Here is a 12463-nt window from a genome sequence, read left to right as displayed (position 1 = left end):
TAATGAAGTTTACAAAGTTAAAACACACTATTTTACAGAAAAAGTTTCAAAAAACTTTACAAAAATCTTTAGAAAATAAAGTAATTTCTCAAAAGAAAATACAATCTGTAGGTATTTTAACTACAGATGAAATTCAATCTAAAACAGCTGTTTTATCAATTATAGAAAACACATTAGGCGTAAGAAATGCAAAAATATATAGTTTTAGAAAGTTTAATAAACTCAATGAGTTTTCTTACAAACATTTCTCGGAAAATGATATTGGGTGGAAAGGTGAGTTTATTCAAGAAAATTTTCAGAGTTTCTTAGAGCAACCTTTCGATTTATTAATAGGTTATTTTCATCAACCAAATTTGTATTTAGAAAGTGCAGTCCTACAATCAAAAGCATCATTTAAAGTTGGTTTTTCAAATGTAAATTCTAATTTATACGAAATAGAAATTTCTGAAGACGTTGCTAAAACAAATGAATTTGCTACAGAGTTAAAAAAGTATCTTCAAATTATTAAAAAATTATAAATTTTAAACTTTAATTATAAAGTTGTTTATTCTTTCTAAGAATTTATAAAAGTATAAAAATATCAATCTTAAAAGCGTAATTTTGTACTTCTAAAAATAAAAATGATGCAAAAGTTTATTGGAACAGGAGTTGCTTTAATCACCCCTTTTAAAAACGATTTAAGTGTAGATTTTGAAGCGCTTAAAAAATTGGTAAATTACAATATAGATAATGGTACAGATTATTTAGTAATTAACGGTACTACTGCAGAAAGTGCAACAATTTCTAAAGAAGAAAGACAACAAATTATAGAGCTTATTGTAACAACAAACAACAATCGTTTGCCTTTGGTTTTAGGAATTGGAGGAAACAATACTTTAGAAGTTGTAAAAGACATAAAAAATACAGATTTAACAAACATTGATGGTATTTTATCTGTTGCTCCATATTACAGCAAACCAACTCAAGAAGGCTTTTACCAACATTTTAAAGCAATTTCAGCAGCAACAGAAAAACCAATTATTTTGTATAATGTTCCAGGAAGAACAGCAAAAAATATGGATGCCGCAACAACAATTCGATTGGCAAAAGATTTTAAAAACATTGTTGGTATCAAAGAAGCTGGTAATAATACACAACAATACTTAGAGTTGTTACGAGACAAACCAGAAGACTTTTTAGTAATTTCTGGTGATGATGATTTAGCATTAGGAGTAACCTTAGCAGGAGGTTCTGGTGTAATATCTGTAATTGGTCAAGCATTTCCAAAACAATTTTCTACCATGATTAATTGTGGTTTAGAAGGAAAAAATAAAGAAGGGTATGCAATTCATTTTAAAATGATGGAAATTATCGATTTAATATTTGCTGAAAATAATCCAGCAGGCATAAAATCGGTATTAAATGAATTAAATATTTCTAGCACAAATGTTAGATTGCCTTTAGTACCAGCAAGTGATGAATTACAACATAAAATTAAAAATTTTGTAAATAATTTTTAAGAATTTTAGTATAAAAATTACAATTCTTAAAGCTGTTTTTGAAATTTAAATCCGTAAATTTGAGGTATCATTAAAAAGTTAAAAACATGTTATCACCAAAAATAGAAGAAGCATTAAACAAACAAATTACGGTTGAAGCTCAATCTTCACAAGTGTATTTAGCAATGGCTTCTTGGGCAGAAGTTTTAGGTTTTGAGGGCGTTGCGCAATTTATGTATGCACATTCTGACGAAGAAAGAATGCACATGCTAAAATTGGTAAAGTTTATAAATGAAAGAGGAGGTCATGCAAAAATATCAGCATTAAAAGCGCCACCAATTGAGTTTGGCTCTTTTAAAGAAATGTTTCAAGAACTTTTTAATCACGAAGTTATGGTGTCTGCATCAATAAACGATTTGGTTGATATTTGCCTTCAAGAAAAAGATTATGCGACTCATAATTTCTTGCAATGGTATGTTTCTGAACAAATAGAAGAAGAAGCTTTGGCTAGAAACATTTTGGATAAAATAAAACTAATTGGCGATGATAAAGGAGGGTTTTATTTATTTGATAATGATATAAAGTCTTTAATAACAGTGCCTCCAACACAAACAGCGCCATAATATTAACAAACTTTTAGTATCTATTCTACATTTTTATATTTTTTTTTGCGGATAATTGTACGATACAATTTATTGTAAAAAGAACTGTTTAATAATTATACTTTATTTAAAAATCCTAAAAAAGTAAATCATCATGTAATTTGCTGATATTTATTACTTTTTAAGATTAAAAAAAGTTTTTTTCCGTTTAAATTATTTCTTTTATAATCCATAATTAATCACTAATTTTGCCCGATGCAAAAAATTAAAAATTTAGCGTGTTTATTTGTACTTAGTTTACTACTGTTTTCATGTGGTGAATATCAAAAAGTATTAAATAAAGGTACTGCAGAAGAGCAGTATAAAATGGCCGTAAAAATGTACGAAAGTCAAAAATACGGTAAAGCATTACGTTTGTTTGAAAAAATAACACCAGTTTACAGAGGTAAACCTCAAATGGAACGTATTTCTTTCATGATTGCACAATCTAACTTTAACGAAAAAAGTTACACATTGGCAGGTTATTATTTTAATCGATTTACAAATAATTATCCTTCTAGTTCTAAAAAAGAAGAAGCTGCTTTTTTATCAGCATACAGCTATAAATTGGCTTCACCACGTTTTAGTTTAGATCCTACAGATACCAATAAAGCTTTAGAGTCTTTTCAAAGTTTTATAAATACTTATCCAGAATCTGATAAAATTGAAGAAGCAAACAAGCATTATAAAGAGTTACGCTACAAATTAGAAAAAAAATATTTCGAAATTGCAAAAACGTATTATACAACTGCAGATTACGATTTAAGAAATTACAAAGCGGCAATTCAGGCGTTTGACAATTTATTGGAAGATTTTTTAGGAAGTTCTTTTAAAGAAGAAGCGCTATATTATCGTTTTAAAGCAGCACACGATTTTGTTTTAAAAAGTACGACTAGAAGAAAACTAGATCGTATTAAAGACGCAAAAGAAGCACATGGAAAGCTAGTAAGAAACTTTCCAAAATCTACATATTTAGAGGAAACTCAAAAAATGATGGAAACATTGCAAGAAGAACAGCAAAAAGTTGAAACTCTTATTGCAAGACAAAAACAAATAGAAGACATACAAAAGAAATAATAATTTAATTATGGATTATAAAGATACCAAAGCAGCATCTACAACAATTACTTACGATAAAAATGAACTTCAGGAACCAACTGAAAACATTTACGAAGCAATTTCAATAATTGCAAAAAGAGCAGAACAAATAAACTCTGACTTGAAAAAAGAATTGGTAGAAAAATTAGAAGAATTTGCAACTTATAACGATAGTTTAGAAGAAGTTTTTGAAAACAAAGAGCAAATAGAAGTTTCTAAATTTTACGAAAGATTGCCAAAACCTACAGCAATTGCTGTAGAAGAATGGTTAAATGATAAAATTTACCACAGAACTCCAGAAACAGAATAATGTCTGTTTTAAGTGGTAAAAAAATACTTCTAGGTATTTCAGGAGGAATTGCTGCTTATAAAACGGCTAGTTTAGTTCGTTTATTTATAAAATTAGACGCAGAGGTCAAAGTTGTTATGACGTCTGCGTCTAAAGATTTTATAACACCTCTCACACTTTCCACATTATCTAAAAATCCTGTTCATTCTACATTTTATAATAAAGAAGATGAAAATGAATTATGGAACAACCATGTAGATTTAGGTCTTTGGGCAGATTATATGTTAATCGCTCCAGCAACAGCAAACACTTTGTCTAAAATGGCAAATGGAACTTGCGAGAACCTATTGTTAGCAACCTATTTATCTGCAAAATGTCCTGTGTATTTTGCTCCAGCAATGGATTTAGATATGTACAAACATCCTTCAACAAAACAAAGTTTAGAAAAATTAAAAGACTTTGGTAACATTATTATTCCAGCTACATCTGGTGAATTGGCTAGTGGTTTAATTGGTGAAGGTAGAATGGCAGAACCAGAGGATATTGTTTCATTCATACAAAGTGATATCGAATCGAAATTACCCTTAAAAGGTAAAAAACTTTTATTAACTGCAGGACCAACTTATGAAGCAATAGACCCTGTACGTTTCATAGGAAATCATTCTTCAGGTAAAATGGGGTTTGCAATTGCAAAAGCAGCTGCAAATTTAGGAGCAGAAGTTTTTTTAGTTTCAGGACCAAGCAATCAGCATATAAAACATAGTTTAGTACATAGAATTAATGTTGTATCAGCTGAAGAAATGTATAAAGCGTCACATAAATATTTTGGAGAAGTAGATATTGCGATACTTTCTGCTGCAGTAGCAGACTATAAACCAAAAAATATTGCAACTCAGAAAATAAAAAAGAAAGATAGTTCGTTAGAGATTCAGCTAACACCAACAAAAGATATTTTAGCCTCATTAGGAGCCATAAAAAAACATCAATTTTTGGTTGGTTTTGCTTTAGAAACTAATAATGAATTAGAAAATGCAAAATCAAAGTTAACAAAAAAGAATTTAGACGCAATCGTATTGAATTCTTTGCAAGATAAAGGTGCAGGTTTTGCAACAGATACAAATAAAATTACTATCATTGATAAAGGTTTAAACGAAAAATCTTTTGAATTAAAGTCTAAAACAGCTGTTGCAGAAGATATTATGAACGAAATAGTTAAAAGAATTTCTTAATTTTTTATGAAAAAAATAGTAACATTTTTTATTTTATTATTTTCAATTCTAAGTTTTAAAGCTCAAGAATTAAACTGTTTAGTAACTGTAAATTCCGATCAAATTGCAGGTTCAAATAAGCAAGTTTTTACAACCTTACAAAATGCTTTAAACGAATATATTAATCAAACAAAGTGGACTAATAAAACCGTAAAACCAGAAGAACGTATTGATTGTGCCATAACAATGATTATTACGTCTAGAGACAATAATAACTTTACGGCAACCTTACAAGTACAATCTACAAGACCTGTTTACAACTCTAGTTATGCATCACCTGTATTGAATATAAAAGACAATGATTTTTCATTTAAATACAATGAATTTGATCCTTTAATTTACAACAGAAATTCTTTTGATAGCAACTTAATATCTACAATTGTTTTTTACGTAAACATAATTCTTGGTGCAGATGCAGATACTTTCTCGTTATATGGAGGTGAAACTAGTTTAAAAGAAGCACAAAATGTAATGTTACAAGCACAACAAAGTGGTTTGGCTTCGTGGCAAAATGTTGTAGGTAAACAAAATCGTTTTTTATTAATAGATAATTTATTATCACCAAAATTAAAAGCTTTTAGAAACTCGCTTTACAACTATCATTTAAAAGGCTTAGATGTATTTGTTGCCAACAAAAAAGCAGCCAAACAAAGTGTTGAAGATAGTGTAATTGGTTTAGAAACACTCTACAATAAATCTATTGGAAACTACTTAATACGTTTGTTTTTTGATGCAAAATCAGATGAATTGGTTCGTATTTATTCTGATGGTCCAACTACCAATAGAAAAAATCAGTTAGTTCAAGTTCTTAGAAAAATTTCTCCGAACAACAATCCTAAATGGAGAAAAATAGATTAAGCGAATTCTTAAAATTCCATATCAATTTTCTCACTTTTTTTCAGTTAAATTAATTACTTTTATGTTTTAATTTACAAAGATTTGCTAACACAACTTTCCATAAATAACTACGCATTAATTGATTCATTATCAATTGATTTTTCCACAGGTTTATCCATTATTACAGGAGAAACAGGAGCAGGAAAATCTATATTATTAGGTGCATTAGGCTTGGTTTTGGGTAACAGAGCAGATTTGTCATCTTTAAAAGACACTTCACAAAAATGCATTGTAGAAGCTAAAATGGCAATTGCAAATTATAATTTGGAAGATTTTTTTAATGAAGTTGATTTAGATTATGAAGCAGAAACTATCATAAGAAGAGAAATTTTACCTTCAGGAAAATCACGTGCTTTTGTAAATGACACTCCAGTAACGCTTTCCGTTCTAAATGAATTAAAAAATCAATTAATTGATGTGCATTCGCAACATCAAACTATGGAATTGTCCGATAATGCTTTTCAGTTTTCTGTAATTGATGCTTTGGCAAAAAATCAACCAAAGTTAGATTCTTACAAAAGAGGTTTTTTACAGTTGCAACAATTGGAAAAAGAATTGAAAGAATTAGAGCAAATTCAAAAAGAAGCAAACCAGCAATATGATTATAATTTGCATCTATTTAACGAACTTGAAGAAGCCAATATTAAAGTTGATGAGCAAGAAGATTTAGAAGAGCGCTTAGAAAAACTCAATAATATAGAAGATATAAAAACCAATTTATCAGAAGCTTTAGAAATATCTGTAAACGAAGAAATTGGAGTACAAAACTTATTAAACACCTTAGAAAATAGACTTTCTAAAATTGCTTCTTTCTCTAAAGAATATCAACAAATAGCAGAAAGAATAACATCAGTAAAAATTGAAATAGATGATATTGTAGCAGAGTTAGAAGATGCTAGTGAAAATGTAGATTTTAATCCGAGTGAAGCTGAAGAAATTAATGATAGACTGCAGTTAATTTATAACCTACAAAAAAAGCACTATGTAAATTCAAATGAAGAATTATTGGTTGTTTATGAACAATTATCAGAAAAGGTACAACAAGTTGAATCTGCAGAAGATACAATCAATAAGAAAAAGCAAGAAATACATTCCGTTTCAGAAAAATTAGATAAAGTTGCAGATTTAATTACAAAATCAAGAAAAGCTGCCATTCCAAAACTAACAAAAGAATTAGAAAATTTATTGGCAGATTTAGGGATGAAAAATGCCCGTTTTTCAATACATATCAAACAAACAATTATTTATTTTTCAAACGGAAAAGATAAGTTAGAATTTCTGTTTTCAGCAAACAAAGGAGGTAATTTTGGAGAATTAAAAAAGGTTGCCTCTGGAGGAGAGTTATCAAGAATTATGCTCTCTGTAAAAAAGGTGTTATCGGAAAACATGCAATTACCAACCATTATTTTTGACGAGATAGATACAGGAGTTTCTGGGGAAGTTTCCAACAAAATAGCAGCAATTATGCAACAAATGAGTAATCATATGCAGGTGATTGCGATTACACATTTACCACAAATTGCAGCAAAAGGTAACAATCACTACAAAGTTTTTAAAGAAGAAGTAAAAGGAATTACTACTACCAACTTAAAACAGCTTTCTAATGACGAAAGAATTGTAGAAATTGCAGAAATGTTGAGCGGAAAAGATATTTCAGAATCTGCTTTAACACATGCAAAAGAATTATTGAATTAAATTTTAGAGATTTTTAAGCATAAAAAACTATCAACAATAAACCAAAACCATTATGTACAACTTACTTAAAGGAAAAAAAGGAATCATTTTTGGAGCGTTAAACGAACATTCAATAGCTTGGAAAGTAGCAGAAAGAGCACATGAAGAAGGAGCAGAGTTTGTTTTAACAAACGCACCAATTGCAATGAGAATGGGTGAATTAAACGCTTTAGCAGAAAAAACAAACGCTCAAATTATTCCAGCAGATGCTACTTCAGTAGAAGACTTAGAAAATTTGGTAGAAAAATCTATGGAAATTTTAGATGGAAAAATTGATTTCGTCTTACATTCTATTGGAATGTCTGTAAACGTAAGAAAAGGTAAACATTATACCGATCCAAAATACGATTTCACTACAAAAGGTTGGGACGTTTCTGCAGTTTCTTTTCATAAAACCATGAACGTTTTATACAATAAAAACGCTATGAATGAATGGGGAAGTATTGTTGCATTAACATATATGGCAGCACAAAGAGTATTTCCAGATTATAATGACATGGCAGATAACAAAGCCTATTTAGAGTCAATTGCGCGAAGTTTTGGCTATTTCTTTGGTCGCGATCATAAAGTGCGTGTAAATACCATTTCTCAATCGCCAACTCCAACCACTGCAGGAAGTGGTGTAAAAGGTTTTGATGGTTTTATAGCCTATGCAGAAAAAATGAGCCCGTTAGGAAATGCCACAGCTGCAGATTGTGCAGATTATACCATTTCTCTGTTTTCAGATTTAACCAAAAAAGTAACGTTGCAAAACTTGTTTCACGATGGTGGATTCTCAAATATGGGAGTAAGTGATGCAGTTATGGAAAAATTCGAGTAACTTTTGTTATCTTGAGCATTACTGAAATCAAAATATTTTGATTGAAAGTAGCAAATGAAGTTTTCGAAAGATTTGAAGCTATTTCCTGCTTTCGTTACTCGCTTTTTATCTCTTTCTAAGAGATAAAAGAGCTCAAACAAGCCACTCAATCAGGGCTAAACTTGTTTGTAAGCTTTTAGACACAAAGAAAAATACATCACATTTAAAAGTTGAAGTTTTTTAGAAATAGGAACCTTCAACTTTTTTATTTTTTTACATTTACAATTAAGAAATTTTAAAACTTTTGAAACTACTTTTCAGTATCATAATCCCTGTTTACAATCGTCCGCAAGAAATAGACGAATTATTAGAAAGTCTTACAAAACAAGATTTTTCTGATGATTTTGAAGTATTAATTATTGAAGATGGTTCAATAAATTCATCAGAAATAATTGTAGAGAAATATAAAAACCAGCTAGATTTAAAATACTTTTTTAAAAACAATAGTGGAGCAGGAGCAAGCCGAAATTTTGGAATGGAAAAAGCCACAGGAAACTATTTTATCATTTTAGATTCAGATGTTATTGTTCCAAAAAACTATTTATCAGCAATAAAAAAAGGGTTAGAAAATAACTTTACAGATGCTTTTGGTGGTCCAGATGCAGCCCATAAAAGTTTCACAAATCTTCAAAAAGCCATTAATTATTCTATGACTGCTGTTTTAACAACAGGAGGAATTCGTGGTAAGAAAAAAACCGTGAGTAAATTCCAACCACGTAGTTTTAATTTTGGCATATCTAAAAAAGCTTTTACAGTTACAAACGGATTTTCAGTTTTAAAATATGGTGAAGATATCGATTTAACCTTTAGACTTTGGGAACATAAATTTGAAACGCAATTAATAGAACAAGCATTCGTGTATCATAAAAGAAGAAGTTCTATCTCAGATTTTTTTAAACAAACCTATAATTTTGGAACTGCAAGACCTTATTTGAATAAAAAATATCCCAAAACTGCTAAAATTACCTATTGGTTTCCTAGTGTTTTTATATTGTTTTTAATGATAAATCTTATTTGGGCATACTTTGGTTATGGTCAATTTTTATACTTCTATTTAGTTTATTTTTTAATACTATTTTTAGATTCTTTCCTTCAAAATAGAAGTATTATAGTAGCTTTTTTAAGTGTTTTCACTACTTTGACTCAGTTTTTTGGCTATGGTTTGGGTTTTCTGAAATCACATTTTGTCAACAAAAATAGTTAGGCTAATTTTATTTCAGTATTTTTAGTTTTCAATTCTTAAATCTAAACATGAGGTTTTATAAAATTCTTATTTTTTCAGTTTTAGTTTTGTTTGTCTCTTGTAAAAAGGAACAAATTTCAGTAGCCAAAAAAGATAAAACACTTATTTCTTACGTAAATCCGTTTATAGGTACAGGTGGTCATGGGCACACATATCCAGGAGCTACATTACCTTTTGGAATGATGCAATTAAGTCCAGACACACGTTTAGATGGTTGGGATGGATGTTCAGGCTATCACTATTCTGATGATGAAATTTACGGATTTTCCCACACACATTTAAGCGGAACAGGAGTTTCTGATTATGGAGATATATTATTAATGCCAACAACTAAAGTCATTTTTAATAATGGAGCTGATGGAAAAGAAGGTTATAAATCGAAGTTTTCTCACGACAAAGAAATCGCTGAACCTGGTTTTTACAAAGTTCATTTAGAAGATACCAATATTGATGTGGAGTTGACAGTTTCTAAACGAAGTGGAATTCATAAATATCAATTCCCAGACTCAGAAAACCAAGTAATTATTTTAGATTTAGAACATCGTGATGAATTGCTTTTTCATAACATTTTCATAAATCAATTAGATAACAAAACAATCTCAGGTTATAGACATTCAAAAGCTTGGGCAACTAATCAAAAGCTATTTTTTTATATAGAATTTTCTCATTCTTTTTCTGTAAAGCCAAATGAAAGTAAATTTAGAATTGGATATAATAATGAAAAATCTAAAGCCTTTGTTCAGTTAAGAAATCCAAACAACGAACCAATTACCATAAAAATTGGAATATCAGCAGTTGATGAAGAAGGTGCAAAGAAAAATCTAAAAGAAGAAATTGGAGACAAAACTTTTGAACAAGTCAAAATAGAAGCACAAGAAACTTGGGAAAATCAATTAGAGAAAATTGTAATAGAAGACAAAAGTGAAGATAATAAAGTCAATTTTTATACTTCTATGTATCATGTAGCATTAGCGCCAAATTTATATCAAGATGTTGATGGACGTTATCGAGGAATGGATTTAGAAATTCATGAAACCAAAGATTTCGATTATTATACAGTGTTTTCACTTTGGGATACTTACAGAGCAGCACATCCATTGTATACCATCATCGAACAAGGAAAAACCAACGATTTTATCAATACTTTTTTAGCAAAATATGATGAAGGTGGCATCATGCCTATTTGGGATTTAGCAGCCAATTATACAGGTTGTATGATTGGTTACCATGCAGTTCCAGTAATTGCAGATGCGTATTTAAAAGGAATTAGAAATTATAATGTTGACAAAGCTTTTGAAGCAATGAAACATTCTGCAACTCGTGATACATTAGGATTAGATTCTTATAAAAAATTAGGATTTATTCCTGTAGAAAAAGAAAGTGAATCTGTTTCTAAAACCTTAGAATATGCTTATGACGATTGGACGATTGCACAAATGGCAAAAGGTTTAGGAAACAAAGAAGACTATAAAATCTACAGCGAAAGAGCGCAATATTACAAGAATATTTTTGATCCAAATTCTCAATTTATGAGAGGACGTTTTAGAAATACTTGGTTTTCGCCTTTTGACCCTTATGAAGTAAATTTTAATTATACAGAAGCTAACGCTTGGCAATACAGTTTTTATGTACCTCAAGATATTACTGGTTTTACAAAACTATTAGGAGGAAAGCCACAATTAGAAAAACAATTAGATAATCTGTTTTCTGCAAAAGATGAGACTTCAGGAAGTCATCAAGCAGATATTACTGGTTTAATTGGGCAATATGCTCATGGAAATGAGCCTAGTCATCACATGGCATATTTGTATAATTTTGTAAACAAACCACACAAAACCCAAGAAAAAGTTCGTCAAATTTTAACGGAACTATATACAAATTCTCCAGACGGAATTTCTGGAAACGAAGATTGTGGACAAATGAGTGCTTGGTATATTTTTTCTTCTTTAGGCTTTTATCCAGTAACTCCAGGCTCTAATCAATACATTATTGGAAGTCCTTTGTTTGAAAAAGCGAGCATCAATTTAGAAAATGGAAAATCATTTACGGTTGTGGCTAAACATCAATCTGAAGAAAACAAATACATTAAATCAGTAACACTGAATGGTGAAAATTACGAGTATTCATATATCAATCATCAAGATATTATGAATGGTGGTAGTTTGGTTTTCGAAATGACAAATCAATCTTCAACTTGGGGAGCAAAAGACGAATTTATTCCATCTACAGAAATTAAAAATCATTTAATTGTTCCTGCACCTTTTATCGCAAAAGGAGACATTGCTTTTAAAGGTAGTACAGAAGTCGAATTAAAGTCTGTTGATGAAACTGCTGATATTTTTTACAGAATTGGTTACAAAGGAGGGTATAAAAAATATGAGAAACCTTTTACGATTGATAAATTTATTAATCTTTCTGTTTATGCAGAAAAAAATGGTGTAAAAAGTGCCATAATAACTTCAGATTTTTATAAAATTGACCCTAATATTAAAATTGATTTAAAAACTAAGTATGCCAATCAATACAATGCTGGTGGAGATAATGCTTTAATTGATGGAATTACAGGTACAGAAGACTTTAGAACAGGCACTTGGCAAGGGTATTGGAATGAAGATGTAATTGCCACAGTAGATTTGGGCAGTGAAAAAGAAATTAATGAAATAGCAATAAACTTTTTAAGAGATCAGCGCAGTTGGATATTTTTACCTACGCAAGTTGAAATATTTGAATCTAAAGATGGTCAATCGTTTACTAAAATTAAAGACTGGAAAGCTCCAAAGCCTTTTAATACTGATGAAGTAGCATTGACAACAGTATCAACAAATAAAAAATTAAAAACAAGATATATAAAAGTAATTGCCAAAAAATTAGGAGAACTTCCAAGGTGGCATTTAGGCTATCCTCATAATGGAAGAAGTTGGATTTTTATTGATGAAATTCAAATAAAGTAAGAAAA

The 12463-nt window shown here is 29.7% G+C and carries 11 protein-coding genes; all 11 read left to right on the top strand.

Features of this window, described 5'->3' with window-relative positions; all coding sequences use genetic code 11:
* The first annotated feature begins 2 nt into the window (after positions 1-2).
* Positions 3-518, top strand: coding sequence for a DUF6913 domain-containing protein (locus FDT66_RS13410; RefSeq protein ID WP_138537403.1), 516 nt, complete (start codon positions 3-5; stop codon positions 516-518).
* A 105-nt stretch (positions 519-623) separates the two neighbouring features.
* The gene (gene dapA / locus FDT66_RS13405) at positions 624-1499 is read left to right on the top strand and encodes a 4-hydroxy-tetrahydrodipicolinate synthase (protein WP_138537584.1); all 876 of its coding nucleotides are present in this window, start codon (positions 624-626) and stop codon (positions 1497-1499) included.
* An 86-nt stretch (positions 1500-1585) separates the two neighbouring features.
* Entirely contained in the window at positions 1586-2101 is a 516-nt protein-coding gene (locus FDT66_RS13400; protein WP_138537401.1) for a ferritin, read from the top strand.
* 234 nt (positions 2102-2335) lie between these two features.
* On the top strand, positions 2336-3196 hold the full coding sequence (locus FDT66_RS13395) for an outer membrane protein assembly factor BamD (RefSeq protein ID WP_138537399.1): 861 nt from the start codon (positions 2336-2338) through the stop codon (positions 3194-3196).
* A gap of 10 nt (positions 3197-3206) precedes the next feature.
* Positions 3207-3527: a DNA-directed RNA polymerase subunit omega gene (locus tag FDT66_RS13390; protein WP_138537397.1), complete on the top strand. Its 321-nt coding sequence runs from the start codon at positions 3207-3209 to the stop codon at positions 3525-3527.
* Positions 3527-4735 carry a bifunctional phosphopantothenoylcysteine decarboxylase/phosphopantothenate--cysteine ligase CoaBC gene (gene coaBC / locus FDT66_RS13385; RefSeq protein WP_138537395.1) on the top strand — a complete coding sequence of 403 codons (1209 nt, stop codon included), beginning with the start codon at positions 3527-3529 and terminating at the stop codon, positions 4733-4735. The genes FDT66_RS13390 and coaBC overlap by 1 nt, the downstream gene beginning before the upstream one ends.
* Positions 4736-4741: 6 nt before the next feature.
* On the top strand, positions 4742-5632 hold the full coding sequence (porD, locus tag FDT66_RS13380) for a type IX secretion system protein PorD (protein ID WP_138537393.1): 891 nt from the start codon (positions 4742-4744) through the stop codon (positions 5630-5632).
* Between the two features lie 81 nt (positions 5633-5713).
* A complete protein-coding gene (recN, locus tag FDT66_RS13375) occupies positions 5714-7366 on the top strand; it encodes a DNA repair protein RecN (RefSeq protein ID WP_138537392.1) in 1653 nt (550 codons plus the stop codon).
* Positions 7367-7418: 52 nt separating this feature from the next.
* Positions 7419-8225, top strand: coding sequence for an enoyl-ACP reductase FabI (locus FDT66_RS13370; protein ID WP_138537390.1), 807 nt, complete (start codon positions 7419-7421; stop codon positions 8223-8225).
* A 283-nt stretch (positions 8226-8508) separates the two neighbouring features.
* Positions 8509-9468: a glycosyltransferase gene (locus FDT66_RS13365; protein ID WP_138537388.1), complete on the top strand. Its 960-nt coding sequence runs from the start codon at positions 8509-8511 to the stop codon at positions 9466-9468.
* A gap of 47 nt (positions 9469-9515) precedes the next feature.
* Positions 9516-12458 (top strand): GH92 family glycosyl hydrolase, encoded by a 2943-nt coding sequence (locus FDT66_RS13360; protein WP_138537386.1) that lies wholly within the window; start codon positions 9516-9518, stop codon positions 12456-12458.
* The last annotated feature ends 5 nt before the right edge of the window (positions 12459-12463 follow it).

The organism is Polaribacter aestuariivivens (genome assembly GCF_005885675.1).
In the GTDB taxonomy this organism is placed as follows: Bacteria; Bacteroidota; Bacteroidia; order Flavobacteriales; family Flavobacteriaceae; genus Polaribacter; species Polaribacter aestuariivivens.
Note: the sequence above shows the minus strand (reverse complement) of the source record. Positions and strands in the feature narration are given on the sequence as shown.

Bases quoted from the DNA above. Each gene is read 5' to 3' on its own strand.
- FDT66_RS13410 (WP_138537403.1), top strand. From the start codon at position 3: ATGAAGTTTACAAAGTTAAAACACACTATTTTACAGAAAAAGTTTCAA.
- dapA (WP_138537584.1), top strand. From the start codon at position 624: ATGCAAAAGTTTATTGGAACAGGAGTTGCTTTAATCACCCCTTTTAAA.
- FDT66_RS13400 (WP_138537401.1), top strand. From the start codon at position 1,586: ATGTTATCACCAAAAATAGAAGAAGCATTAAACAAACAAATTACGGTT.
- FDT66_RS13395 (WP_138537399.1), top strand. From the start codon at position 2,336: ATGCAAAAAATTAAAAATTTAGCGTGTTTATTTGTACTTAGTTTACTA.
- FDT66_RS13390 (WP_138537397.1), top strand. From the start codon at position 3,207: ATGGATTATAAAGATACCAAAGCAGCATCTACAACAATTACTTACGAT.
- coaBC (WP_138537395.1), top strand. From the start codon at position 3,527: ATGTCTGTTTTAAGTGGTAAAAAAATACTTCTAGGTATTTCAGGAGGA.
- porD (WP_138537393.1), top strand. From the start codon at position 4,742: ATGAAAAAAATAGTAACATTTTTTATTTTATTATTTTCAATTCTAAGT.
- FDT66_RS13370 (WP_138537390.1), top strand. From the start codon at position 7,419: ATGTACAACTTACTTAAAGGAAAAAAAGGAATCATTTTTGGAGCGTTA.
- FDT66_RS13360 (WP_138537386.1), top strand. From the start codon at position 9,516: ATGAGGTTTTATAAAATTCTTATTTTTTCAGTTTTAGTTTTGTTTGTC.